Annotated in this window: 22 protein-coding genes and 2 pseudogenes; 13 read left to right on the forward strand and 11 right to left on the reverse strand. The window is 65.6% G+C overall.

Annotated features, from left to right (window positions below; translation table 11 throughout):
* Nucleotides 1–261: 261 nt before the first annotated feature.
* On the reverse strand, nucleotides 262–846 hold the full coding sequence (locus tag C8K38_RS05105; protein ID WP_257017207.1) for a hypothetical protein: 585 nt from the start codon (nucleotides 844–846) through the stop codon (nucleotides 262–264).
* Between the two features lie 633 nt (nucleotides 847–1,479).
* Here C8K38_RS05105 and C8K38_RS27515 point away from each other — a divergent pair.
* The 3 genes and pseudogenes from C8K38_RS27515 to C8K38_RS05120 all read left to right on the forward strand — a co-directional run.
* Nucleotides 1,480–1,635: pseudogene (locus C8K38_RS27515) on the forward strand (zinc finger domain-containing protein); the annotation flags it as partial.
* 159 nt (nucleotides 1,636–1,794) lie between these two features.
* Nucleotides 1,795–2,382, forward strand: a complete 588-nt coding sequence (locus C8K38_RS05115; protein WP_097210865.1) for an SMI1/KNR4 family protein — start codon at nucleotides 1,795–1,797, stop codon at nucleotides 2,380–2,382.
* Nucleotides 2,383–2,587: 205 nt separating this feature from the next.
* Nucleotides 2,588–2,851 carry a DUF6221 family protein gene (locus tag C8K38_RS05120; RefSeq protein ID WP_097210866.1) on the forward strand — a complete coding sequence of 88 codons (264 nt, stop codon included), beginning with the start codon at nucleotides 2,588–2,590 and terminating at the stop codon, nucleotides 2,849–2,851.
* A gap of 169 nt (nucleotides 2,852–3,020) precedes the next feature.
* On the opposite strand, the gene C8K38_RS05125 is transcribed toward C8K38_RS05120, so the two are convergent.
* Together C8K38_RS05125 and trpS are read right to left on the reverse strand one after the other, a co-directional pair.
* Nucleotides 3,021–3,437, reverse strand: a complete 417-nt coding sequence (locus tag C8K38_RS05125; protein ID WP_097210867.1) for a hypothetical protein — start codon at nucleotides 3,435–3,437, stop codon at nucleotides 3,021–3,023.
* A 650-nt stretch (nucleotides 3,438–4,087) separates the two neighbouring features.
* Nucleotides 4,088–5,128, reverse strand: a complete 1,041-nt coding sequence (trpS, locus tag C8K38_RS05130) for a tryptophan--tRNA ligase (protein ID WP_097210868.1) — start codon at nucleotides 5,126–5,128, stop codon at nucleotides 4,088–4,090.
* A 196-nt stretch (nucleotides 5,129–5,324) separates the two neighbouring features.
* On the opposite strand from trpS, the gene C8K38_RS05135 reads away from it, so the two are divergent.
* Nucleotides 5,325–6,233, forward strand: coding sequence for a helix-turn-helix domain-containing protein (locus C8K38_RS05135; protein ID WP_258195853.1), 909 nt, complete (start codon nucleotides 5,325–5,327; stop codon nucleotides 6,231–6,233).
* On the opposite strand, the gene C8K38_RS05140 is transcribed toward C8K38_RS05135, so the two are convergent.
* Nucleotides 6,180–6,755 carry a dihydrofolate reductase family protein gene (locus C8K38_RS05140; protein WP_097210870.1) on the reverse strand — a complete coding sequence of 192 codons (576 nt, stop codon included), beginning with the start codon at nucleotides 6,753–6,755 and terminating at the stop codon, nucleotides 6,180–6,182. The genes C8K38_RS05135 and C8K38_RS05140 overlap by 54 nt on opposite strands.
* Nucleotides 6,756–6,839: 84 nt before the next feature.
* Here C8K38_RS05140 and C8K38_RS27520 point away from each other — a divergent pair, with 84 nt between their 5' ends.
* Together C8K38_RS27520 and C8K38_RS05145 are read left to right on the forward strand one after the other, a co-directional pair.
* Nucleotides 6,840–6,968, forward strand: coding sequence for a hypothetical protein (locus C8K38_RS27520; protein ID WP_257017209.1), 129 nt, complete (start codon nucleotides 6,840–6,842; stop codon nucleotides 6,966–6,968).
* A 215-nt stretch (nucleotides 6,969–7,183) separates the two neighbouring features.
* The gene (locus C8K38_RS05145; protein ID WP_097210871.1) at nucleotides 7,184–7,504 is read left to right on the forward strand and encodes a hypothetical protein; all 321 of its coding nucleotides are present in this window, start codon (nucleotides 7,184–7,186) and stop codon (nucleotides 7,502–7,504) included.
* A gap of 130 nt (nucleotides 7,505–7,634) precedes the next feature.
* Here the strand turns inward: C8K38_RS05145 and C8K38_RS05150 are convergent, their stop codons facing one another.
* On the reverse strand, nucleotides 7,635–8,624 hold the full coding sequence (locus tag C8K38_RS05150; protein WP_097210872.1) for an RNA polymerase sigma factor: 990 nt from the start codon (nucleotides 8,622–8,624) through the stop codon (nucleotides 7,635–7,637).
* Nucleotides 8,625–9,005: 381 nt separating this feature from the next.
* Here C8K38_RS05150 and C8K38_RS05155 point away from each other — a divergent pair, with 381 nt between their 5' ends.
* A complete protein-coding gene (locus C8K38_RS05155) occupies nucleotides 9,006–9,515 on the forward strand; it encodes a hypothetical protein (protein WP_097210873.1) in 510 nt (169 codons plus the stop codon).
* A gap of 229 nt (nucleotides 9,516–9,744) precedes the next feature.
* On the opposite strand, the pseudogene C8K38_RS05160 reads toward C8K38_RS05155, so the two are convergent.
* The 3 genes and pseudogenes from C8K38_RS05160 to C8K38_RS05170 form a co-directional block, all read right to left on the reverse strand.
* Nucleotides 9,745–9,894 (reverse strand): annotated as a pseudogene (locus tag C8K38_RS05160) (zinc finger domain-containing protein); the annotation flags it as partial.
* A 58-nt stretch (nucleotides 9,895–9,952) separates the two neighbouring features.
* Entirely contained in the window at nucleotides 9,953–10,087 is a 135-nt protein-coding gene (locus tag C8K38_RS27525) for a hypothetical protein (protein WP_257017210.1), read from the reverse strand.
* Nucleotides 10,088–10,528: 441 nt separating this feature from the next.
* On the reverse strand, nucleotides 10,529–11,182 hold the full coding sequence (locus C8K38_RS05170; RefSeq protein ID WP_143548401.1) for a hypothetical protein: 654 nt from the start codon (nucleotides 11,180–11,182) through the stop codon (nucleotides 10,529–10,531).
* Nucleotides 11,183–12,612: 1,430 nt separating this feature from the next.
* Here C8K38_RS05170 and C8K38_RS05185 point away from each other — a divergent pair.
* The 3 genes from C8K38_RS05185 (at nucleotide 12,613) to C8K38_RS05195 (ending at nucleotide 17,543) form a co-directional block, all read left to right on the forward strand.
* Nucleotides 12,613–14,472, forward strand: coding sequence for an HSP90 family protein (locus C8K38_RS05185; protein WP_097210878.1), 1,860 nt, complete (start codon nucleotides 12,613–12,615; stop codon nucleotides 14,470–14,472).
* Nucleotides 14,462–16,807 (forward strand): hypothetical protein, encoded by a 2,346-nt coding sequence (locus C8K38_RS26805; protein ID WP_097210879.1) that lies wholly within the window; start codon nucleotides 14,462–14,464, stop codon nucleotides 16,805–16,807. The genes C8K38_RS05185 and C8K38_RS26805 overlap by 11 nt, the downstream gene beginning before the upstream one ends.
* A 256-nt stretch (nucleotides 16,808–17,063) precedes the next feature.
* Nucleotides 17,064–17,543 (forward strand): hypothetical protein, encoded by a 480-nt coding sequence (locus C8K38_RS05195; protein ID WP_143548402.1) that lies wholly within the window; start codon nucleotides 17,064–17,066, stop codon nucleotides 17,541–17,543.
* Nucleotides 17,544–17,650: 107 nt separating this feature from the next.
* Here C8K38_RS05195 and C8K38_RS05200 read toward each other — a convergent pair whose 3' ends face one another.
* Entirely contained in the window at nucleotides 17,651–18,499 is an 849-nt protein-coding gene (locus tag C8K38_RS05200; RefSeq protein WP_097210881.1) for an alpha/beta fold hydrolase, read from the reverse strand.
* Between the two features lie 106 nt (nucleotides 18,500–18,605).
* On the opposite strand from C8K38_RS05200, the gene C8K38_RS05205 reads away from it, so the two are divergent.
* A complete protein-coding gene (locus C8K38_RS05205) occupies nucleotides 18,606–19,058 on the forward strand; it encodes a MarR family winged helix-turn-helix transcriptional regulator (RefSeq protein ID WP_097210882.1) in 453 nt (150 codons plus the stop codon).
* A gap of 133 nt (nucleotides 19,059–19,191) precedes the next feature.
* A complete protein-coding gene (locus C8K38_RS05210; RefSeq protein WP_097210925.1) occupies nucleotides 19,192–19,671 on the forward strand; it encodes a hypothetical protein in 480 nt (159 codons plus the stop codon).
* Nucleotides 19,672–20,323: 652 nt separating this feature from the next.
* On the opposite strand, the gene C8K38_RS05215 is transcribed toward C8K38_RS05210, so the two are convergent.
* Nucleotides 20,324–21,262 carry a hypothetical protein gene (locus C8K38_RS05215; protein WP_257017211.1) on the reverse strand — a complete coding sequence of 313 codons (939 nt, stop codon included), beginning with the start codon at nucleotides 21,260–21,262 and terminating at the stop codon, nucleotides 20,324–20,326.
* 118 nt (nucleotides 21,263–21,380) lie between these two features.
* On the reverse strand, nucleotides 21,381–22,466 hold the full coding sequence (locus tag C8K38_RS05225) for an RICIN domain-containing protein (RefSeq protein ID WP_097210884.1): 1,086 nt from the start codon (nucleotides 22,464–22,466) through the stop codon (nucleotides 21,381–21,383).
* A gap of 349 nt (nucleotides 22,467–22,815) precedes the next feature.
* On the opposite strand from C8K38_RS05225, the gene C8K38_RS05230 reads away from it, so the two are divergent.
* Nucleotides 22,816–23,685: a hypothetical protein gene (locus C8K38_RS05230; protein WP_218840955.1), complete on the forward strand. Its 870-nt coding sequence runs from the start codon at nucleotides 22,816–22,818 to the stop codon at nucleotides 23,683–23,685.
* Nucleotides 23,686–23,997: the final 312 nt, after the last annotated feature.

Consider the following 23,997-nt stretch of genomic DNA (forward strand, 5'->3'; position numbering starts at 1 on the left):
TGGGAGGGTTCTCGCGCGCCGCTGTGACTCCGGCGTCATGCCTTCTTCCTAGATCGCAGCGAGCTGGGGCCACCAGTCAATCCAGCGGCGCGATTCGCCAATCCTCGCTGCAAGTCGTCACCACCGCGCAACTCGCGTCCCACGGGCCGCGCACCTACTTTGACGGACTTCGGCGACTCGCCCGAGATCCGTCAAAGTAGCGGGGCGTGTCCCGCTAGTCTGCGCTGCATCTCGATAACGATTATTGCCCTGGTGGACCGATCAAATCGAGTCGGCGCTATTTGCCGACTCGACGAACCGTGACCAGAACGGCACTCGCACGACGATAGGTGAGAGCGCTTTTCGTCCCTGGCCGAATGGCAGTTCGTTGGTCAAATACTCGACGAGGTTGGCCCCGTAGTAGATGATGTCGGTTTGCCACGCGGAAAACACCGGCGATCCCGCCGGGGAGGGCGCTGCGGGGGTGAACCGGTGCCCGAAGATAGGGACGAGGCGAGGCCACATCGCTAGTTCTCGGTGCACGGTCGTGGCTACATCCTCAGGTGCGCAGGGTAACTCGCCCCAGGATGCAGGCCAGAAGGGTGGATTTTGGTTCAGTGCGTCGAAGATGAACCCTTCGGCCACGCTGTCCAGCCAGGTCCTTAACTCGAGGTCGCTACCATTGCGCCAATCCGGCCAGCGGTCGCCCAGCGGTAGGGCTGTCGCGAGGAGACTGTGGTGGTCCGGGTTGAATCGGAATCCGAAGCGTTCGTCGATCGAGTCGAATTCGGCGTCGGTCAAGCCGGGACTAAGTTCGATCCCTGCATCGTCCAGCAGTGTCGCCGCGTCGTGCCCGGGTTGTCCCACTCGAAGATTATCGCAGAGCATTGGCCGGACAAGTGCGGAGTTCTTCCTCGATCGAATTTTCTTTGCAGGAAGCCGTCGACTCCCGTACTCACTCCGGCAGTCAGGTATTCGGTCTTGTCTGCGAGGTCTGCGGAAGGAACGACGCATCGCGTAGGAGACACCGGAAGCACACCGCAGCGACTTGCATGCAGGACTGTTAGGCGGGACCCCGGGCGGGCCGTTCGTCCAGCTGTCGAGATGCAGCGAAGATTGACGGGACGCGCCCGCTACTTTGTCGGATCTCGGGAGGGTCGGCGAAGCCCGTCAATATAGGTGTACCGCCGGATCGAAAGGTGGCGAATCTGCTACGCCATGACCCCACAACAGGCTCGTTCACGGACCGCACAGCAATGGATCCCACTCCTGGTCGATTGCATCGCGTCGACACGGCGAGAGACGATGCGCCTGTGAGTATCTCCGACAAGAAGGCTGCCGACCTCAATGCACGCGCGGACGATGGCGAACAGAACGTAGAAAGTGCATCTCGTCCAATCCCGTACGTGCCCAAGCACTTTCGGACATCGATCTTCGCCATGTGTGACCACCGCTGAGAAGGCTGCGTTTAGTCGGGGGGGCGATGGGCAGACCCTGCGGTCATACGTCAACGGGGCATCCGGGTACTTCGAGCACTCCCTGAACGCCTATGGGCGCGCCGGCAAGCCGTGCCCGCGTTGTGGCACGCCGATGGTGCGGGAGGCCTTCATGAACCGCGGTTCGCACGTCTGCCCGAGGTGCCAGCGACGGCGCTGACGCTCGTGTTCAGTGCCGGGACTCAAGCCCTCGTAAGTGCTGTCCCGTTTGACGAATGAGCTACAGGACTTCCGCCAGCAATAAGGAGCCGTTCTCTTCAGTGTTCGTGTTCTGTGTGATTCGCTGAGGTTCGATGCTTCCGCGGATACCTTCGGCTGCATGAGTGTTGAGTCAAACTGGGCCCGGATCGTCCGATGGTGCAAGCAGCATGCCCCGACGACCACAACGAGGTTGCTTCCGCCGGCCGACCCGCAGGCCGTGCTCGCGGCCGAAGCGGCAACGGGCCAGACCTGGCCTGGGGAACTACACGAGTGGTTCGCGCTGCATAACGGCGGTCATCCAAACCCCCCAAGCCCTTGGGTCCTTCCCACCAACCAGCCGATCTCCGTTGCTTGGGCTGTCGAGCTCCACGACGAGATGGTTCGGTCATCGCAGGACAACACCGACGATCTCGGTGGCACCGACGTGCTGATGGCGGAACCGGCGGGAACTAGGGTCGAGACCTACCTGCCTGCCTTCATCCCAATTGGAGAGGACGGCGCCGGGGATTACCTCGCGGTCGACACCCGTGGCGGCGACCGCAGCGGCTGCGTTATCTTGTTCTACAAGGACGGGGGTGCAGCCTTCCAGTGGGACTCGATCGAAGCCATGCTCGACTGCACTGCTTCGGCGCTTGAACAAGGAACGGACTGTGCGGGGTGGGTGCCAGTCGTTGAGGACGGCGAGATCCGCTGGGACTATCCCTGATAGCGACGTCATGACGCTGTCTTCTCCGGGGCGCGTTGGATTGAGCGCCATACCGCACTCCTACTGGAAGCCCGTTCGATCGGCTCGGTCGACTCGCCGCGAGAGTGCAAGATCCGGTGTCCTGTTTGACGATCGTCAAACAGGACACTCGTTGGAATGGTTCGCATCCGACGATTCTCGGACTTGCGGTGTGGAGAATTAACCGATGAACATCGTCCAGTTCCTCGAGGCAAGGCTCGCCGAAGATGAGCGCGCGGCGATCACCGAGTTGAACGGGGGAAGTCAGTCGGCGCGCGCGTTACGGGAGGTCTCGTTCAAGCGGGGGCTGGTCGACCGCGTGTATCGAGAATCGAACTGGGATCTTCGCCCGGGCGCTGACGAGGAGAACCACGGGGGCAAGCCACTTCTAGTGCAACTTGCGGCCACATACGCGGATCATCCGGACTTCGACCCCCGGTGGGCCGACTAGGCGAACCGTGCTAGTTCTGGCTTGCCCTGGTCAGACCGAGCGTTTCCCGCTATGCGGGTCGATGCAGCGGATTCGCCGGCCACTCCAGCGATCCGAGCTGCGCACTACGCCCGCCGTGAGGCGCCTCTGAACGGCCTCGGCGCTGGGGCGGACGCGGTCCCCCGTCGTCTCAGGCCACCACAAACCGGGTCATCACCCGATTCGGGTCGAAGCTGCCGGTGCTGAACGCCTCGGTGGTCACGGTCAGGCCGGCGGGGCCGGAGCCGATCGGGATGCTGATCTGCTGATTCCAGTTCCCGCGGGGAGTGGCGAGGCCACTGGATTCATTGGTCAGGTTCGCCAGCATCGTGCCGCCCTGATGGGTGGCGGTGTTCCAGAAGTTCACGTAGGCCGTGATCGCGCAGGGGCTGGTGAAAAACGGCGTCCAGGACAGCGTGACCAGCGCGATTCCCGGCCGATCGTGTGGCGTCTGCACGGTGCCGGTGATCTGACCGCTGCACGGGATCGAGTTGCCTCGGCCGAGGGTGTGTGCCGTCGGCAGGGGTGTCCACTCCTGGTGGTGGGCGGAGGCAGTGGGGGCCGACAAGACAAGTGCTGAGGCCGCTAGGGTCGCCGGAATCAGTGCTCTGCGAAGCCGTCTCATCACTCGGCGGCTGCTGTCGGAGCCACGACGGTGCCCAATCCGATGGCCAGTACACCAGATATGACGAACATTGAACGCTTCATGCAGATCTATCCCCCGTGAAAGTAATGGACGGTCTGTTTGTCTGATTCGGTGTAGCTGGCGTTACAGGCTCAGGTCACGCCACTGCACCGGAGGGTGTCGGTCACGATGATCGTGACCGACACCCTCCTGCGATGTACGACCGGGCCCCGGTCCTCACACTCGTCGAGATGGAGGACCTTCGGCTGCGCGAGGTCGCGCGATGGTGCGCGAGCAAGGCGTACGAGTTCGGGACATCGCCGACCTGCCCTGGGTTGCACCCGCATTGGCGGCCCTGCACGCGGGCGGGCCACTGCCGCTGCCGTTCGACGACCCTGCCTCGGCATCCAAGAACCTCGGCGCCGATCGCCGCAAGGAAGCGACGGCCGCGAATGCACCGGTAACCCCGCGCCGGCCGACACGACCATCACCTAGATCGACTGCGCCGCCCCAGCCACCGACTAGTCGCGTGAGATCAGTGTCCCGTAAGACGATCGACAAACAGGACCCCAGGCATCCGCCTCAAGGGTGGGTCAGTACGTCGTTCCCATCGCGGTGCGAACTTCGTCGAGTGTTCGCTCCGCGATCTCGACGGCGCGTTGGTTTCCGTCCCGAAGGACGCTGCGGATGTGCCCTGGTTCTTGGGCCAGGGCCGTTCTGCGTTGGCGGTGTGGAGCGAGGAACTCGTTGACGGCGGCGGTGGTGAGCTTCTTGAGTGCGCCGGCGCCGGCGTCACCGATCTCGTCGGCGAGTTCGTGTTCGTCTCGGTCGGAACACAGTGCGGCGGTGGTCAACAACGCGGAGACACCCGGTCGACCGATGGGATCGAAGGTGATGCGTCGTTCGGAGTCTGTCGGGGCGCGCCGAATCGCGGCCGCCGTCTCGTCGGAGGTCATCGACAGCGTGACCGCGTTGCCGTAGCTCTTGGACATCTTTCTGCCGTCGAGGCCGGGGACTTCTGGCGTGGACGTGAGCAGTGCTTGCGGTTCCGGGAAGACGTGGTCGTAGCGGTCGTTGAAGCGCCGGGCGATCACCCGTGTCATCTCGACGTGCGGCAGGTTGTCCTTGCCCACGGGCACGAGATTCCCCTTGCAGAACAGGATGTCCGCCGCCTGGTGAACCGGGTACGTGAGTAACAGGCCACTCAGTGCCCGACCGGACGCTGCGTGCTCGGCCTTGACGGTCGGGTTGCGGTGCAGCTCGGCCTCGGTGACCAGGCTCAGGAACGGCAGGAGCAATTGGTTCAGCGCCGGCACCGCGGAGTGGGTGAAGATCGTCGCCCGCTCCGGGTCGATGCCGGCGGCGAGGTAGTCCAGCACAGCGTTGTGCACGTTCTCCTGGACCTGGCCGATGGCGTCGCGGTCGGTGATGACCTGGTAGTCAGCGAGGATGGTGAAGGTGTCGACGCCGAGGTTGTGCAGGCGGACCCGTTCGGCGATGGTCCCGAAGTAGTGCCCCAGATGCAGTGGGCCGGTGGGTCGTTCGCCGGTGAGGATCCGGTATCGATGCGGGTGTTCTGCGACGTCGGCGCGCAGCTGCTCGCTGCGTTCGACGGTGGTGGCGAGGGAAGTCACGTACGGCTCCTGGATGGTCAGGGACTGTACGAACCTCGTTCAAGTCGGATGACGTCGCGGGCTGCGTACAGCCCGTGGATATGGTTAGACGGGCTGCTGGAGCAGCCACCGCCATGCCTGTCGGATCTCGATCATCAGTCGACCATAGCAACCGTCTCATTTACCTTTCCCGAAACAGGACAGCTGCCGGAGCTTGATGACTGAGTCTGGCGTGGCGGCTTTCCGGGCCGGACTACTCCCGGCGGAGAATGCTCGCAGCGGGAGAACATCGCCCGCCGCGTCGATCTCGGCCTGGCGGGGCGGAAAGGTTCGTCACCGACACAAATCGATGTTGCGACACATTGATCGTAGGGTAAGCACCGTGGGGCTACACAACGAGACGCGCACGTCCGACTCGCCGTGGATATCGTCGGTATGGACCAGTCGCAGCGAAGACGTCAACGAAATGACGGCAGTCGCGTGCGAGACGTGGGGACTGGTGTTCTGGGAGCAAGACGGGGTGCGTTCCGCGGCTGTCGTCGGCCCCGAAACCCGATCCAGCACCGCTCCGGTTCCCGAGAACGCCCAGTTCACTGGCATCCAGCTCGCCGTCGGCTCCTCTCTGCGGATGACGCCGACTTCGACGTTGGTCGATTCCGGCATTGACCTACCCGACACCACCTCTCGACGGTTCTGGCTCGACGGCAGTCGATGGGAGATCCCCCACCCCGACGACGCTGAAACGTTCATCGGCCACCTCGTACGAAACGGGACACTCACGAGAGACCCACTGGTGTCGGCTTATCTAGCCGGCAATCCCTCGTTCGCCACCAACCGCACCCTCGAGCGGCGGTTCCGCGCCGCAACCGGCCTCACCCGCGGTGGCGTCGAGCAGATCCAACGTGCCCAACGCGCTGGCGAACTGCTCGTGGCCGGTCGGCCGGTCGCCGACGTGGTCGCGTCGTTGGGCTACTACGACGAACCACACCTCGCCCGCGCTCTGCGTCGTTTCGTGGGCCGCACAGCCGGTCAACTCAGGGGCGGCATCGGCGGTGCGATCGCGCTGGGCGGATCAGTGGACGACGTCGTAGACGACCTTGACCACACCGTTCGAATAGGCAGCTGAATCACGTAGTTCGAGCCGCTGCTCAGGCCGACTCATGTGCCCGAACAAGTTCTTGCCAGCGCCGAGCACCACCGGAAACACCAGCAGGTTGTAGCGATCGATCAAACCTGCGTCGGCCAGCCCGCGCGCTAGTTCGCCGCTGCCGTGAATGAAAATTGCGCCGCCGTCGGTTTCCTTCAGGCCAGCCACATCCTCGACCGAACGCAGGATGGTTGTGTCCCCCCACCCCTCGACGAGTGCTGTGTCGCCCAGCGTCGTCGACACCACGTACTTGGGCAGGTCCTTGTAGCTCACGTGATCCTCGGACTCCACCCAGAGCGGGGCGAACGCCTCATAGCTGCGCCGACCGAACAGCAGCGCCGTCGTCTCCTCCAGTTCCTCACCCTTCAGAGAGAAGGCCTCAGGCACGAAATTCGTACGGGCGACCCACCCACCGCTCGGGTGCCCCTCCGCCTCGCCGCCCGGGGAGTCCACCACACCGTCAACCGACATGAAACCCGTCCATACCAACTCGCGCGTCATCACATTCCCCAACTCTCAGAAAGAAACAGGCCTTCTCGGCCCGCGAGGACCCGTTGTCCTCGGCTGATTTCACAGTAGAGAGCGATGACGACCGGAGTCTTGGACGAAAACGACATCGACGACGCTCCCCCGGACCGCGGGGCACTGATGTCTGGCGAGCTGAACGAGGACGATGGCATCGTGCGGGGCCGCTCCAGAGCGCAGCGCAACTGAGCTTGGTCCAGTTGAACAACGGAAAAGACAAGGCGTTGCCGACACGCAGTACCCGCTTCTCCTCGGGCGGGCGGGCGGGCGGGCAGGCAGGCACGTCGCGATAGCGCCTCAATCCCGACGCGAGGTGGCCTGTTCGACGATCGGCGAGCAACACGGATCAACTCGGAATGAGAGCGTTCGGGGCAGAGATTTCACTCGCATGACAGGAGCGAAGCATGAATGCTGACGAACACAACGAGCCGTCAGGCGCACGGCGCCCGACGGCAAACGATGGGCCGTTTACCCTAACGGTCGACGGGGAGGTCTTCGCTGTGAAACTGCGCCCGGAGGAACCAGGCGCCTGTGACTATGACTGGGTATCCGGACCGAACAAAGGGTACGGATTCTCAAGCTTTCAATGGGTGGCCTACCCCAGCATTCAAGATCGAGCAGGCAGCCCGTCCGCACTTGAGCCGATAACGGTTGACGAACATCGCGAGTCAATCCGCGACTTCCTCAGCCAGATCAACCCTGAGACTGGGTATCTCGGCGGCTAGCTGGGACCTTCGCCCTGTTCCATGGTCGCCTCGCCGATCTAGCCGTTGCTCTGTCCTGTTTGACGACCAGTGAGCGGGACGGATTCAGGTCCGCACCGCATCGCCGGTTCTACCTGGATCAGGACAGTGGTCAGCCGCTGAAGTCGAGATTGACTGGTTCGGTGATTGTGGGGCCGGTCGTCGGTACATCGGTTCCGACCTTCTCAAACGTCAAGCCTGAAATATCGACTGCTCCCGCACCTGATAGCAGTACACCGAAGGCGATGCCGCGGGCCTGCGGGACAACATCCAACACGATCTCCACGCTCATCCACCCGGTAGAGCCGCGCACCGCACGGTCCTGCATGTTGTCGAATGCCTCGACCCCGGCGGGCCCGTCGATGCGCAGCCACAGTGCCGCCCACCCTCCAACATCACCGCCGCGGAGGGAGCCGGCGAACCTGATCCGACACCCGACGTACTCGTCGGCGGCGATGTTCTGCATCGCGGTACCGAAACCCTGTGGCGAATCAGCGGTGCACCGCAGTCGAGCAATAGCTTTGCCACCGACAGATTCGGTCGTCTTGTCGAACGAGTAATCGGCGGGGTGGCTACCCGCAATGGTCCAGCCGTTCATCCTTGTGCTCCTGTCTCGTGTGGGGTGGGGCAAAACGGTCGCAAGCGTCGCGCGTGCTCGATGCAGGGTGCTTTTCACCGTGCTCACCGAGATCCCTAGGCGGGCAGCGATATCAGCGACGCTCAGATCGCTGTAGTAGTGCAAGACGAGTACCTGTGCCTGTCGCGGCGGAAGCGCCTTGACCGCCTCCGCTACCTCGTCCAACCGCGAGAATCGATCCGCGTCGACGACCGGCGACTGCGCATACAGCGCGGCACGCCGCAGCGCAGCCTCTTCCCTTCTGCGGCGACGCAGCTCGTCCAGGCCCGCATTGTGTGCGACGGTCGTGATCCACGGCGCCAACGAACCGATGGGACTTCCACGCTCGGTGCTCAGCCAGGCTCGGACCAACGCCTCCTGAACCGCGTCCTCGCCATCTGCCCAACCACCAAGCCGAACCTGCAGCCGGTGCGCCGCCCCAGCGAACTGTCCCGATACCCACGACTCCAGATCTTCGACACCCATACAACCCTCCCTTCAACCGTCCTCATTCATGTAGACGTTCGAGAGCATGTGAAAGGTTGCTTCACTCGCCTGTCCTGTTTGACGATCGTCAACCAGGACGGCCGATCGCGTCCTGAGAGCAGATCCGGTGCTGGTGTCGACTTGCAGCGAAGATTTAGCGAAACGCGACGCTAGTTTAACTAGCGCGGTTCGACGCGATCCTGAGCTCTACCTGCGATGTCTACGGTCAACTGGCGTCCGATGTCGGGCGAGGAGTACTGCCGGATCCCTGCAGTGTCCGGACACGAACGCGTCGTGTTCCTGGTGTGGGACTGACGGTCGCCGCCTTCACTCCATCTGGCTCCAGGGGTGTGGCTCCCGCAACCCGACCATAATCGAGTCATGAGTGTCCCCGCGCCTGAATCCCCCTCGTTCGAGCATGTCGACTTCGAGGCACTCGATTCGTTCCGTTTCCCGGACGGCGGCGGGTACCCCCAGAGCTACCGCGAGTTTGTTCGCTCCTGCGGCTGGGCCCGCACGTTCGGCCTGTGGCTCATCTACCCGCCCGTGCAACCCGGTTTCGCAGACGGGCGGGCCCGTGCAGCGAACCTCACCGAGCACTTCCACACGGTGTTCCGCGACGGCGAAGAGGAGGAATTCGACTGGATGATCGAGCCCGACGGTAGCTGGGACCTCGCCGAGCGACTCGAAGTCTTCGGCTGGAGCGAGAACGGCGACCTTCTCCTCTGGGACGTCGCAAGCCGCAATGCCGACGAGGAGTTTCCGGTGTGGGAATCGCGCGGCATGAACACCCTCCACCTGCTCGGCTCGAGCCTTGACGAGGCGCTACTCAAGCTGCGCGAGCGCTCCGAGGCCCAGGTCATTGAGCCGCTGAGACCTGCCCGTCTCTGACCCACAGCTCATCCGGATCCGCTCGAGGTTGAGATCCGCCGGGACGCCACCGCGACCCGAGGCGCTCCGGCGTCAAGCAGCAGCGCCTGCAAGCCACGGACACGTTCACGTCGCGCTACACGCCGATCGCTCGCTCACTCCGCGTTGACGTAGACCTGAGCCACAGAGCCAGAAGCGACTGCGCTCACGCGCCAAGTCTCGACATCCTTCCCGGCATTGAACACGAGCGTCAGCGCCGTCGCTGGCACCTCGGGCAGCAGTGCGAACCGCGGTTCATGAAGGTCTCGCGCACCATCGGCGTGCCGCAACGCGGGCACGGCTTGCCGGCGCGTCCGTAGGCGTCCAGGGAGTGCTCGAAGTACCCGGATGCCCCGTTGACGTATGACCGCAGGGTCTGCCCATCGCCCCCCGACTAAACACAGCCTTCTCAGCGGTGGTCACACATGGCGAAGATCGATGTCCGAAAGCGACTCGGGCACGTACGGGATCGGACGAGATGCACTTTCTACGTTCTGTTCGCCATCGTCCGCGAGTGCATCGCGGTCGGCAGCCTTCTTGTCGGAGATACTCACAGGCGCATCGTCTCTCGCCGTGTCGACGCGATGCAATCGAGCAGGAGTGGGATCCATTGCTGTGCGGTCCGTGAACGAGCCTGTTGTGGGGTCATGGCGTAGCAGATTCGCCACCTTTCGATCCGGCGGTACACCTATCTTGACGGGCTTCGCCGACCCTCCCGAGATCCGACAAAGTAGCGGGCGCGTCCCGTCAATCTTCGCTGCATCTCGACACCCGTCGTCTCTTGTAGGTTCCGCACCTGGATGACGGCGCCGCGACGCGGCGGGCACGGATCACGAACGCCGACAGTGTCGCGGCGTTGCGCGCGATGAGTTCCTCGTGAACGGGCAACGGTGGCCATTCGGTCGGTGGGTGGGTGCGGTCACCGGTCGGGTCGTAGCAGCTTCGGGTGTTGTTGCGCGGCGAATTGACCGCGGTCGAGACCTCTACGGCGGACGTCATGTTCGTTGAGCGGGCCGGGTAGCGGCGAGTTCAGCTGATTGGAGCACTTCCGTGTCGGTGAGCTCGGCGAGCAGCGGAGACGGCGGAGTGCTCGCGGCGAGGTTGTGGCGGAGTTGGAACATCAGGCGCGGCACGTCATCTGGTGGGTCGATACGGTGGTAGGGCCGAGGGTCGTGAGGCTGTCCGGGTTGCCAACCCCGTAGGAATATCACCTCGCCCGGGTGGGTGGTCCACTGCTCGATGACATCTCTGTGATTGCGGGACGCATGGATCGCGAACGTCGCAGTGCCCTGCAGGGTGACGATCGCGATGTACGACGCGTAGTAACGCTGGTCGCGATGAGGTGGAATCCCGTTGCCGCCTGGTAGGTAGCGCTGGTAGCTCGCCTCGTTCGGAGCGAAGGGACCCAGGCCCACAGCGCTCGCAGCGTCGCCGATCCATCCGCTCGCTCGGCTCGGCGCGCGGTCCTGGTGTTCGAGTGAGGTCATAGCGAAGGCGCCACCGACGTGAGCGTGAGGCGTCGTGAAAGTGTGTCGGTCCGCATCCGCGATAAGGGCGGCGCGCAGGTCCTCAGGGAGCTCGCTGCGCATCACGCAAAATCCGTCGCGTGCCAAGCGAGTCGCATCTGGCACGTGCGAGGTGTTGTGCATTGTTTGCTTCCATTCTGAATGTTCGTTGGTCGCTTGGCTACCGAAGTATCGCTTTCCGTTGACGGAGGAACCCCCGCGGCCCGCAAAAACTATCGGGCAATTGTGAACCGTCCCGGGCTTCTTGCCGCTCCTATGCTGGCGACAACTCCGGCTGGAGGATCGATGGTCGAGTGGCGCTGTGCCGCCGGACGCTCGGGCCGGTGACCTTGGAGAGAGTCGCTGCTCACGCAGTGGAGTCAGCCGGACTCGCGTCCAAGCGTTCGACATCCGCGATCAGGTCGCGCACCGCCTCGTAGCAATGCGAGATATCGTGCGTCGCAGCACATTTCTCGACGATCCGACTCGCCTCGTCGCTTCCCGATTTCAGCGACTCCTTGCCCGTGAAGATATAGGAGAGTACCCAACCGATTGAGTACATCTCGTTGTGAAGGTCGTAGTCACGGAGTTCGTGTGCCGCCTCGCCAGGATCACGGTCGAGGAGCTGTGGAACCTCGAGTGGGCGCCGCTCGCGTCGGGTAGGGGCGGGTTCTTCGGCCGTCTTTTCGGTCGCTGAGGCTCAGTTCGGATCGCGCTCAGGCACTCGGCCGGGGTCTGCCCGCGTAGTCGCGCGAGGCGGCGATCACCTGTGCGCTCAGCTCGCTCAGCTCTGCGAGTCGGTCGCCTCCCAGCGCGGCCCCGACATGGTCGGCTCAGGCATGCTGCTCGACGGCCATGGCGCTCAGGAACTCTCCGTTCAGCGCGAAGGCCGGGAGCACCAGCGCTGTCAGCGCGTCGCCCCAAAGAAGGGGCGTCGCAGATGTGGCGAGGAACAGCGGGGGATCATGCCCGCTGGCGCGCCGAGTATGAGGGGGAATCCGTTCTCGAGCATGGTTTTCCGTCACGTGCCAGATCTGCTGTCGACCGATGCTGATGGCGCCGTGACCCTCTGGGACGTACGGAATCCTCGACGGCTGGATGAAGAGTTCACGCTGCAGTCGGACAGGACCCGCTCAGTGTGTGCGGCTGACGGATCGCGGTACGAGGTCTTGACCGGTCTTGGCGAGGTCGAACGACTCAACCTGTTGTGGCTACACGGATATCGGAGAAGGCCGAAGTGGCAGGGTGGCGTCGAGGCAGCCATCCTGGCCGCCGCGGCGGGCCATGGTGTGGTGTTGGACGATCTGTTTGCGCTCGACGACGGCTCGGGGCGGACGAAGTCATCGGTATCCGCTCCGCACACGTGGCGCTCTGCGCGGATTCAGGCGGTAGCCCCGCGGTCGTCAGTCCGGCACTCTCGCCTCCCGGCGACGTACTGAACTACTTCCGACGGCCACCTCGAGTGCACCCCCGCGATGACTACTGGCCGCAGAACTCGCCGATTGCGCAGGAGGACAAGGGGCCGCATCGCCCCTGGCTGAAATGTCGTATTCGCTCGATAGGCTCTGTCCCCGATGACTACTAGAGCAGACGGCGACAGCCGTCCATTTCAGGTACACCTCGGCGGGATCATCGAGCTTCTCAGCGCGAGCATCTACACCGGGCCGCAGGTCTTCATCCGTGAGCTCCTGCAGAACGGGTGCGATGCGATCGCGGCTCGTCGCGACCACGAGCCCGGCCACGTCGGCACCATCCGGGTGCTGCCCGCAGACGAGGCCGGGGCCGTGTTCGCGGTCGAGGACGACGGCGTCGGACTGACCGCGGCCGAGGTGGGTGAGCTGCTCGCGACGGTGGGCCGCAGTTCCAAGCGCGACATCCTCGATCTGCCCCGCACCGACCGTCTCGGCCAGTTCGGGATCGGACTGCTCAGCTGCTTCATGGTGAGCGACGAGATCCGGGTCCGGTCCAGGTCGGCCACCGGTGCGCCCGCCGTCGAATGGGTCGGGCGCGCCGACGGCACGTTCACGGTGACCGAGCTCGCCGACGAACTGCCGGTCGGAACCCGGGTCGAACTGTTCCCCCGCCCGGACTCCGCCGGACTCGTATCGCGCGTGGGGGCGCACGAGCTGGCCGACCGGTTCGGCCGGCACCTGCCGGTGCGGGTGACCGTGGCCGGCGAGACGGTGACCCGACCGGCGCCGTTCCTCGAGCGCACGACAGTCCCGTCGCCCGAGCTGCGCGAGCTCGGCCGGGAGATCGTCGGTGCCGAGCCCTTCGCCACGATTCCGTTGCATGTCCCGTCCACCGGCACGCGGGGCACCGCGTTCGTGCTGCCGTTCCAGCTCTCCCCCGGCCAGCGGCAGTCGAGCCGCGTCTACCTGGGCGGCATGCTGCTGTCCGAGCGCATGGACGACCTCCTGCCGGACTGGGCGTTCTTCGTGCGGTCCGTCGTGGACACCACCGGGCTGCACCCGACGGCCTCCCGCGAGTCCCTGATCGAGGACTCCGCGCTCGAGGAGACTCGCGCCGAACTGGGGGCCGCGGTTCGCCGCTGGGTCATCGGTCTGGCGGCGGAGTCGCCGCGCCGGCTGGCGGCGTTCCTGTCCGTGCACCACCTGGCGTTGCGGGCGCTCGTCCTCCACGACGACGAACTGGCCCGGTTCATCGTCCCTCACCTGCCGATCGAGACCACCGAGGGGCAGACGACCTTCGGCGAGGCCGCCCGCCGCGGCACGGTGCGGTACACCCGGACCGTCGACGAGTTCCGGCAGCTGGCCGGGATCGCCCGCCCCGGCGCTCCGATCGTCAACGGCGGCTACGTCTACGACGCGGAGATCGCGGCCCGGCTGCCGGAGTTCGTGCCCGATGCCGCAGTCGAGATCGTCACCGTGGCAGACGAAATCGACCACCTCGACGTGCCGCCGCTGTCCGAGCGGGCTGCGTCCCGCCGCCTGCAGGAGCGTGCCGACGCCGCCCTGGCGGACCTCGACTGCGCGACCGCGGTGCGGGCGTTCCAGCCGGAAACCGTCCCTGCCCTGTACGTCGCGGACGAGGCGGTGCTCCGGAACCTGCGGCGCGAGCAGGCCGGCGAGTCGGTCGGTGGATTCTGGGCCGATGTCCTCGGCCGGGTGGAGGACGCAGCTGCGGCCTCCGGTGCCGACGCCTCCGGTCGGCTGGCCCTGAACTGGCGAAATCGGTTGGTGCGTACACTCGCCGCCGTCGACGACGATGCGGTGCTGTCGCGGGCGGTGCGAATCCTCTACGTCCAGGCACTGCTCGCCGGGCACCGGCCGCTGCGGGCGGCCGATCGTTCGGCCCTGACCGACGCCATGACCGACATCGTGCACCTGTCCGTCGGTCTCGACGCGGGCGTCGTCACCGATCCCGGACCGCACTCCCCCTCCACCATCGACAAGGACGACCATGCCGACTGAGACCACCCTCGACGCACTGATCAGCGAGATCGACTCGACGTCCTACGGACCGGCGGAACGCGAACTCATCGAGCGGGCGATCACGCTCGCCGAGGAGGACGGCGACGAGGCCGCCGCCTACGCCGTGCGGATGCGACTGATCCAGTCCGCCTCCATCACAGGCGACACCGACGCCCTGCTCACCGCTTTCGCGTGGTGCGTCGGGCGAAACGCCGCCGACCCGGCCACTTTCCCCACCGAGGTCGACGACCACGACCTGCTGTGGTTCCACAAGTGGATCGCCGACGCGCTCGCCTCGAACCCGATGTTCCCGCGGGCGACGATCGCCGAGTCGATCGAACAGATGGAGACCGCGTACCGGCAGGCCGGCGTCGGCCTGTCCGGGGTGGTGCAGACCCGGTTCTGGCAGGCATTCGAGGCGGGCCGGATCGAGGAGGCCGCCCGTTACCTGGAGGAGCTGGGACGGACCCCGCGCGACGACTACAGCCACTGCGAGGCGTGCGTTCGTTCCGAGGAGGCCCAGTTCCGGCTCGCCAGCGGGGACCTCGAGGCCGGACTGGCCGTCGTCCAGGAGATGCTGGACCAGGACATGGGGTGCGCCGACGAACCGGAGCGGGCGATTGCCCACACGCTGGTGCCGCTGCTCGAGGTCGGTCGTCTCGACGATGCCGAGCAGATGCACATGCGGGGCTACCGACTCGCGCGCCGCAACGTCGACAACATCGACATGATCGGGCAGCATCTGATCTTCCTCTCGGTCACCGGGAACGCCCAGCGCGCGCTGGAGATGCTCGAGCGGCACATCGGCTGGCTGGCGCACGACAACCTCAACGCGGTCGCGCACCTCGACGCCCTCACCGCCTTCGCGGTGACGTGCACGGCCGCAGACCGAGCCGGGATCGGCCACGAGCACGTCCGCGGGGCCGACGCGGAGCCCCTGCGCCGGTTCTTCGGCGCGCACACCGGCCCCTGGACCGTCGCCGAACTGGCACAGGCGTCCTGGCGTGCCGCCGAGGAACTCGCGACCCGTTTCGACGTGCGCAACGGAACCGAGCGCCGCAGCGAGAAGGTCTCCGCCGCAAGGACTCTGGCTGGGCAACGCTGGGACCTGCCGATCGGCACGACACACGCTGTGCCGGCCCCTCCGGCCTCGGCGGACCCGGCCGCGACGACGGCCTTCGTCGACGAGGTGACGGGGGCGGGCCCGCTGGACGAGCAGGTCGACACGATCCTGGGCGCCGAGGGCGGGGATGCGGCGCTCGCCTGGCTCGAGTCCGAACTGACTCCGTCGACCGCCCCCGGCCGCCGAACGGTGCTGTTGCGGTTGCTGGCCCAGCTGCTGGCGGGCGGCGGCCGGTTCGAGGAGGCGCTGACCGCAGTCGATGCCGCACTCGACCTGTCCGTTGCCCACGCGGCCCGGTCCGTGACCGCCCCGCTGGCTGCCCTGAGCGCGCAGATCTGCGACGACCTGGGCCGGCTGGACGAGGCGGCCGGCCGACTGCGCCTGGCCGTGCGCGAGGCGGATCTGGCCGGTACCGAGTCCGTCGGCCACCGCTACCGGCTCGGCGTGACGCTCGTGCGGTCCGGACGCCCCGACGAGGCTGTCGACGAACTCACGACGGTGGCGGAGATCGAGAAAGCCAGGGACACCGAGCCCGCATCTCGTGCCCTGACCCTGCTGTGGCTCGGCTACGCGAGGCGCGATGCCGGCGAGCCGGGGGCAGCGGTCGCGGTGTGGGCCGAGGGCCGGGAGCTGGCCCGGGCGGGCGAGGACTACGCGGTGGCGGCACGGGTCGGCAAGGAACTCGGGCTTCTGATGATGCAGTTCGACGACGAGGACGCCGTCGAAGCCCTCGACGGCGCGGTCCAGGACGCCCGGAAACTCACCGATCAGCCGGACGCGCTCGCCGACCTCCTGCACGCACGTGGGCGGGCTCGGTGCCAGTTCGCCGATGAGGACGGGCTCGAGGACCTGCGGGCTGCGGCCGAGCACGCCGAGCCGTGGACCCGTGCGGACATCGAGGACTCGACGGCTCGGGCACTGTCCCAGCTGGGCCGGTTCGAGGAGGCGGTACGGACGGGGCTCGCCGCCTCCGACGCCTACGCCGCAGCCGAGGACGTCGTCGGTTCCGGCAGCGCACTGATCGTCGTCGCGCAGGCGTTGCTGTCGACCGACCGCCACGAGGAGGCCCTCGCGGTGCTCGCCGACGCCGCGCCGCGGGTGACCGAGGCACCGCGGCTCGCGGTCCGGGTCGCGCTGATGGAGGGCGACGCCCACGAGGCTCTCGGCCGGCACGACGCCGCAGCGGCCGCGCGGGCGCGGGTCGACGGCTGACGCGATCTCGCCGCTGCGGATCTGGATCACGCCCGTCAGATCCGCGGCGGTGAGCTGCCGGAGCACGCTCAGCCCCCTTCGCGTCATCGGCACACTGCCGCGACGGCGTCACACCAGGGCCTCGCGGTCGGGATCCGATTGCCTCTGCTGCCCCGGAAATCTGGGCCAACCCGAACCAATGGAATCTCCTCATTTCACACACTGCGAACGTTAGTGTGCGTAACGCCCCAACGCGGGGCCCGAACAGGAGATTCAGATGGCTGCGAGCAGGATGCTTTTTCGCCGGATCGGTTGGGGTGCATCGGGTTTGATGATGGTGGCCGCGGCGGTCGGCATGTCCGTCCCGGCCGCGTCGGCGGCCACGTCCCCCGACGGCCGGCTGGCCTTGGATGTCTTCCCGCCGCCCGGCGGATACGTCGTGGGTGTGAGGGCGGACATCACGGTGGAGGGGGTCGGCGGCTCGATGTTCCCCCTCCCCCAGTCGCGGGTGACCCTCAGCGACAACGGAACCTGCGTCTACTCCTTTTTGCCGGGCCAAGCCCCCTCGGGATTCAGCTACCTGTCGTGGGTACCGACCACGGCCGGTACCCACACGATCAGTGTCACCCAGTACGGCACAACGGTGTCGGAGGCCGTCACGGTCAACCCAGCCCCCGACGGCGCCCCGGTGCCGACTCCGGAGACCCCGGGATGCTCGGGCGGCGGCAGCATCGATACCGGCAGCCTCGGATTCTGATCGACCGGTTCGAACAGAAGCAGCGCATGAGCGTGCTTCCGCCCTCTTGATCACGAACCTCCCCGAGATACATATCGATGTCGCGGGTCGGCGATGTCGCGGGTCGGCTAGAGGGCGTTGAACGCGGTGCGCAGGGCGGCGGCATAGGCGCGGGGGTGGGTGGTGTTGCCGTTGTGGCCGCCGGGGAATTCGTGCAGTTCGCTGCCGACCAGGTCGGCCAGCGCGAAGGCGCACTTGTTGTCGAAGACGGTGCGCGGGGTCGTGCGCCCAACGGCCGCAACGATTCGGGTCGGGGTGTCGGCGAGCGCGGTGACGTCGAGGGTGTCGCCGATGACAGCGGTGAAGTCGTGCTCGACGAAGAAGTCGAAGTTGCGCGTCCGCTGGGGTGTCATGGGCTGCGGGGTGAGGCCGGGCTCGGCGTCGGGGTTGGCGGGGTCGATGCCGAGCACCTCGGCGACCACCTTGAAGGTGGCGGCCAGTCCGTCGCGGCGGTGGACCCGCTGAATGTGCGCCAGTTCCTGCTCGTGGTGGGCGTGCCGGTCGGGGGGCAGTAGCCGCGGCGTGACGGGCTCGTGGGCGATGAGCGTGCTGATCTGCCCGGGGTGGTCGTCAGCCACGTGGAACCCGATGGAGGCGCCCAGGCTGCAGCCGAGCATGAGCACCGGCTCATCGCTCAGGTGGGACAACAGGCGGTGCACGTCATCGGCGTGTTCGGCCAGGCTCACCCCTTGCGCGGGGTCGTCCAGCGTGCTGCGGGACAGGCCGCGGCGGTCGTAGGTCACCACGGTGTGATCGGCGACGAGGTGGTCGACCAGGTCTTTGCTGCGCCCGGCGTCTCCCTCGCCACTCTGGGAGATCAACAACATCGGGCCGGTGCCGCGCACCTCGTAGTAGAGCGTGGCGCCGGCAGCCCGGAGCATGCCGGTCGTCAGGCCCGGGGTCGTGGTGGTGTTCATCGAAGGCCCTCTCGATTGGGGCGACTCGGCCCGTTCGAGAACCACCGTAAAGCATCAGTTTTGATGAATCGATATTGATACATCAGAACTGATGTAGATTGTGGGCATGGATGGAGTCGAACTGTTCCTGCTGGGAAGGACCTTGATGAAGATCGGCGAGGAGGCCCTGCCCACCGACGGCATCGGTCCGCACTCCACCAGCGTTCGGTCCGTGCTGATCGTGGTCAGCGACGTGCGCGCACATCCCGGTAGTGCGGTCGGAGAAATCGCACAACGCACCGGCCTTCCCCAGAGCGCGGTCTCGGCAGCGGTCGCCCGGCTGCGCGACGCGGGCGCCGTCGTCACCGCGCCCGACCCCCGCGACCGACGACGCCTCCTCATCGACGCCGCACCCCAGCCCTCCGAGAGGGTGGAGGAGGTCAGGTCGAGCCCCATCGACGCGGCCGTCGCGACCGCCATCGACACCGACGACCCGCAACGGGTCGCCGAGGTCGTCAGCCTCCTCGAAGAGCTTGCGCGGCACCTGACCCCGCAAGCGATCACCCGCCTGCGGGGCTAGACACTTCCGAGGACCAGCAAATCGGGTCGAGCCGTCCCCTTCCGTGACGTTCGCGCGCGTGATGTTCTGGATGGGCGTCACCGACCCCGGCCTCAGGGCCGGATCGGATCATCCACGTGTCAGGGAAGGCGCCATGACCACGATTCATCTCCACCAGACGACCACCGCGACGCCTGAGCAGGTCCTTGCAGGCCTCACCGACTTCGGGCCGGGTCGCGAGGAAATCTTCGGCAGAAGCGCAGACAGTTACCTCAAGGTGCATCAGGAAGGCCCTCATGACGCCGATGTCACGGAGGGCTCGAGCGGTATCTGGGAACGACTCCACTACGACTGGACCGACCCCCATCGTGTCGTGATGACGACGACCGACTCCAACTTGTGGGGTGGTGCCTCGGGCCACACCTACACCCTCACGCAGGAGCCCACGGGTGTGACCGACGTGGACGTCGTCGTGGTCCGCGACGGTAAGAACCTCAAGGGGCGGCTGCTCGCGAGCGTGCTCGGGATCGTTGGCTCCCGCGTCGTGGGTAAGGGGCGCAGGAAGTCCGTCGAGGCCATCGAAGCTCGCAACGGCGGCGAGCGCGGAACGGCCACGCAGAAGCCAAAAGGGTGAACTGGTCAGAGAAGTCGCCGGTCGACCGGGCGGCCGACCCCTATGGGGCGACGTGCGTCAGGGGACGACCACTTCAGTCGAAACCGGAATGCTCGGGCGGTCGGTCCGCATGGTGAGCTGAACCCGTCCCGGGCCCACCCGAGCTGGCAAGGATTGGCCGCGTCTGCGGCGCCGGCTACGCCCGGCACCGCAACGAACATGGCAGCGCCAACGAGTCCGGTAACTGCGGCCGTCCTGGGGTTCAGTGTCGCGCGGTGTAGCGGTGAATGTGGATCGCCCAGGCGACAAGGTCCCGCCGTAGCGGTTCCACGTCGCTGGGACCCGGTATCTGGGCGGCAAGGATAGGCTCCACGCGCTCCGCAGCGATTCGATGTCGTCGTTGTTGAGCGCCCACCACAACTGTTTGCTGGTCGTTTCCGCGATTCGGTGTGGGATCACGCTGGTCCACTCTGCTTCGAGTCTGGCCACCGTCTCCTGGTCAATGCTGCCGTACTCGGCGTCCTCACCGAGTACGTCGCGGCCGATGGCGGACAGCGTCGTAGCCAGACCGTCGACCGAACTGAGCCAGCCGAAGAGGTCTACGGTCACCACAGCCACCATGCGTCCTCCCCTCGTGGATCCACGGGCGCAACATGAATCGGGTCCACTGTCCTCATACCAGCCCCTGCACGCACTCGCATTCAGTACCGAACAACGAACGTGATGCCGCCGACCGCTCATGCAGCATTGAGACCAGTCCGGCCGCAAACTGGTCGGGCTCTCGAATGAGCACCATGTCTCCCGGCAGGAAGAAGCGGCCGAACCTCATCTGGCTGACGCTGGGAATCTCGAGTTCCAAGTAGAAGCAGCGCTGTGTCCGGATTCGCTGAAAGGTGAACTTGACGATTCCGCCGTGTAGCCATTCGAGCGCTATGGGTCTGAGGTTGCTTCTGATGGCGGATCTGCGCGACAGGGCGCCCAGCGTTGCATCGAATGCCTCACCGAGCCCTGAGTTTTCGGGCGGCGGGGTGACGTGCAGCTTCCAGTACCTGCCTCGTCCATCCATATACGAGTGGTAAAAACTCCTGTTCATCGAGCGGTATACCGACGTCAGCTGGTCCTGGGCACCGTCTGCTCGGTATACCGAGAATTCTCCGAATACGTTCGCGTACTTCCGCCAATCGAAATTCGGCGGAGCTTCGAGCATGGATCCCGAACCCGAGAAGAAAGCGGTAACCAGATATCTCGACCACGTAGCCCCGGCTTCGGGGACGTATACGTAGACAGGGCCCAAGTTCACTGGCGCCGCGAGTCGCACGACACGAACGGCGCTACAGGGGCGCATGGCGATATCCACGACGCCAAACCGGATCATTATGTTTCCGGCCTCGGGAACGAATGTTCCGTCGTCGTCGACGCAGTGTCGGCCCACCGTGATCCGGATCGGCTCGCCGCCGACTTCTGTCGAATACCCTCCGATGGGAATTCGGCTTCCCTGCAGGATTGCCGGGACGTCGATGCCGCGCTCCCCGGCGGGTACTGGGTCGAGGTATCCATTTCCGTGACCACTGCGCTCGTGCGCCGGATGGGTCCGTTCGCGATGTCTCGTCACGTTACGTACTCCTGAGGACTCCATCCGGAGACGAAGAGAGGGACTCTACACCGCCTCCTTCTCCGACGAGACGATTCATGCCGGCGTCAGTAATCGGGCGGCTACTTGCAGGTGCGGATCACCACTTGTTGCAGGCGCGGATCACCACCCGGCCGCCGTTCTTGGTCACATCGTTCGGGTGCGGGGCCAGGCAGAGGCCGGTCCACTGGTTGCTGAACGTGTATTTTCCGTCCTTTGTCGGATTGACCGACCACATCTGGTTGCCTGAGTCCCAACGACTCTCGCAGCCCCACCACATGAGCTGGGTGTTCGCGCCGGGCGGGGTTCCGTTGTTGTACGGAGTGGTGAGGCAATAGCCGTTGTCGTTGCGGATGGTGAAATAGCCGTTGCTCGCCTTGACCGCGTTCCACTTCTGCCCGGCCTTGCCGTCGCAGGTCTTTTGCACGACGAGCCCGCCGTTCGGGATCGTGCCGCCGAGGGCGAGGCATTTGCCGCTCAGCTCGTTCTTGTAGGGAGCTCTGGAACCGGCCGACCAGATGCCGTATGCGTTGTTGGCCGGGGTCTTGCCGCAGATGTCCCTCTGCTCCGTGTCGGTCATCGGACGGCTCTCATACTGCCAGGCGAACGACCGGCTGGTATCCGGTACGAAAATGGTTACTCCCCTGGCGCTTTCGTGCCTGTTGCCGTCGTAATCGGCGTCGATGTCGATGACCGCCTCGATCAGAGGCTCACGCACCGTGATCCAGGCCACGCTCCCGAGCGGGACCACGGCGGTGTGGGTGTGGGTGTCGCTGGTGCTCCAGGTCCAGCTCCAACCGAGCTTGGGTCCAATCGACCCCTCCCAGTCGCCGAACTTCTTCTTCGCGCCCAGGTCGAGGCCGAAGGAGAAGCTGGTGGAGGAGGACTTGGTCCCGGACACGGCCACGCTGCCACTGGTAGTGCAGCCGTAGGCCATTGGGCTGTTGCTCCCGCCGAGCTTGTTGGGAATGGTGGCCTTGCCCCAGACCTGCTTGCTGCTCTTGTAGGTGAGATGGCACTCGGGGTCTTCGTAGATCATGTCGCCGGCCTGCTTGAGCATGGGCGCGGCGCAATCCTTGGCAACCTGTTCGGGCGACGCTCCTGCAGCGAGCGCAGCGGGGGCCGCGTTGAGATAGCTCGCTATCAAGAAGAGCAGGACGGCTGCCGCTCGAAGGCTGAATTTCATTCGGCGAGCCTAGGGATCACGGATGAAGCGCGCGGGAACGCCGCATGTATGTTCCGCGAGAAATGCGGGGCGGCTCAATCGATTTGGTTGATAGTTGAACTTCTGCCGTGGCGTCATTTGCGGTCGCAACCTTGGGTGAGGACAGAGGGTACGCACCGAAGTTGCGATGACGCGGACCTGATGTCCGGAACTGGCGTAGGTGCTCTCAAGCCAAGGGAGGTGTGGCTGGCCCCACCCCAAATGGGTGGCGAACCCCAGTGACGGACCGTTGCGGGTGCTGAATGGTGATCGGGTGTAGACAGCGTCACGCCACCCGAGCGCACAGCTCGAACGAGCTGAAGGAGCCTTCTTGCACCGCTACGCCGCCCCGCCGCGACCCGCGGGAGTGTCCGGTCGCGTCCTCGCCCTGCTCGTCGCGCTCGCCGCGGCGCTCGTCGCCGCCTTCGTCGTCGCCCCGCGCACCCTGGCGGCGATCGGGCCCGGCGAGGGGTTCTCCGACCAGAGCAGCCTCCTCGACGCAGTCCGAGAGACGTTCGTTGCGTATTGGAGCACCGGCGACCGGGACTTCTCGCCCGGTATGGAGGGGGTTGTCGACTACTGGGTCCGCTACCACGTGGCCAAGGGTGCGATCGCTGCGATCCTGCTGGTCGCGCTCGTTGTGCTCGGTGTTCTCCTCTGGAAGTCGTTCGCGAATTCAGGCGGCACCGGGGCGGTGAGGCGTGCCGCGCTCGCGGCGGGCGGCGTTCTGGTCACGATGCTCGCCCTGTTCTCGTTGGTGGTGGTGATGGCCAACGTCCAGGGTGCCGTGGCGCCCTTCTCCTCGCTGATGTCGATGTTGCCGGTCGGCGAAACCGACGGAGAGCTCGCCGATACTCTCAGCCAGGTCAGGCAGCAACTGGCCGACCCCCCGAGTGCGGGTGGTGACCGGATCCCGCCTGCCCTCGATGTGATGATCAGCGACTTTTCTCGATATCACGCGGTGATGGCCGTGATCGCCGCGATGGTGGCCGCCGTCCTCGTTGGCCTGAGCGTGGTGTTGTGGAAGTGGTTTGCGAGCACGGAGTCATCCGCCAGGGAAACGAGGCGCATCTTGGGGTCGTGCGCTGTCCTCTCGGCGGTGGTGTCGCTGGGCATGATCGTTGTCGGCTTGGCAAACACGACCACCGCGACAGATCCGACGCCGGCACTCTTGGCGTTCTTCGATGGCGGATTCGTCTGAGCGCCAGTCAATTACCGGGCCACTAGATCCCGGCGAGCGCAGATTCCAGATCGCGCCTGCTCGGCAGACTCTCCAGATCCTGCACGGGTATTCGACCAAACGCGCACCTTTGGTCGAATCAGGTGTGGGCCTGGCCATCCGATAGCGTTTCTCTTGGTACGTATGGAGGGCCGCGTCGTTCTCGCGAGCGCCCGAGCGGGATCTGTCTGTGTGGGGGTGGGTAGCAATGCAAGCCGGTCAGCTCCGCAGTCGCGCAACTGAGGCCGTAAGCCCTGCACCGAACGGACATTCGCGACGTCGAGCGGTCCGGTC

The sequence above is a fragment of the Rhodococcus sp. OK611 genome, assembly GCF_003050885.1.
Lineage (GTDB): Bacteria > Actinomycetota > Actinomycetes > Mycobacteriales > Mycobacteriaceae > Rhodococcus_G > Rhodococcus_G oryzae.

Bases quoted from the DNA above. Each gene is read 5' to 3' on its own strand.
- C8K38_RS05170 (WP_143548401.1), bottom strand. From the start codon at position 11,182: ATGCACAACACCTCGCACGTGCCAGATGCGACTCGCTTGGCACGCGAC.
- C8K38_RS27520 (WP_257017209.1), top strand. From the start codon at position 6,840: ATGACGACCGGAGTCTTGGACGAAAACGACATCGACGACGCTCCCCCG.
- C8K38_RS05225 (WP_097210884.1), bottom strand. From the start codon at position 22,466: ATGAAATTCAGCCTTCGAGCGGCAGCCGTCCTGCTCTTCTTGATAGCG.
- C8K38_RS05135 (WP_258195853.1), top strand. From the start codon at position 5,325: ATGACTGAGTCTGGCGTGGCGGCTTTCCGGGCCGGACTACTCCCGGCG.
- C8K38_RS05115 (WP_097210865.1), top strand. From the start codon at position 1,795: ATGAGTGTTGAGTCAAACTGGGCCCGGATCGTCCGATGGTGCAAGCAG.
- C8K38_RS05185 (WP_097210878.1), top strand. From the start codon at position 12,613: ATGACTACTAGAGCAGACGGCGACAGCCGTCCATTTCAGGTACACCTC.
- C8K38_RS05205 (WP_097210882.1), top strand. From the start codon at position 18,606: ATGGATGGAGTCGAACTGTTCCTGCTGGGAAGGACCTTGATGAAGATC.
- C8K38_RS05120 (WP_097210866.1), top strand. From the start codon at position 2,588: ATGAACATCGTCCAGTTCCTCGAGGCAAGGCTCGCCGAAGATGAGCGC.
- C8K38_RS05145 (WP_097210871.1), top strand. From the start codon at position 7,184: ATGAATGCTGACGAACACAACGAGCCGTCAGGCGCACGGCGCCCGACG.
- C8K38_RS05150 (WP_097210872.1), bottom strand. From the start codon at position 8,624: ATGGGTGTCGAAGATCTGGAGTCGTGGGTATCGGGACAGTTCGCTGGG.
- C8K38_RS05155 (WP_097210873.1), top strand. From the start codon at position 9,006: ATGAGTGTCCCCGCGCCTGAATCCCCCTCGTTCGAGCATGTCGACTTC.
- C8K38_RS26805 (WP_097210879.1), top strand. From the start codon at position 14,462: ATGCCGACTGAGACCACCCTCGACGCACTGATCAGCGAGATCGACTCG.
- C8K38_RS05195 (WP_143548402.1), top strand. From the start codon at position 17,064: ATGGCTGCGAGCAGGATGCTTTTTCGCCGGATCGGTTGGGGTGCATCG.
- C8K38_RS05140 (WP_097210870.1), bottom strand. From the start codon at position 6,755: ATGACGCGCGAGTTGGTATGGACGGGTTTCATGTCGGTTGACGGTGTG.
- C8K38_RS05200 (WP_097210881.1), bottom strand. From the start codon at position 18,499: ATGAACACCACCACGACCCCGGGCCTGACGACCGGCATGCTCCGGGCT.
- C8K38_RS05210 (WP_097210925.1), top strand. From the start codon at position 19,192: ATGACCACGATTCATCTCCACCAGACGACCACCGCGACGCCTGAGCAG.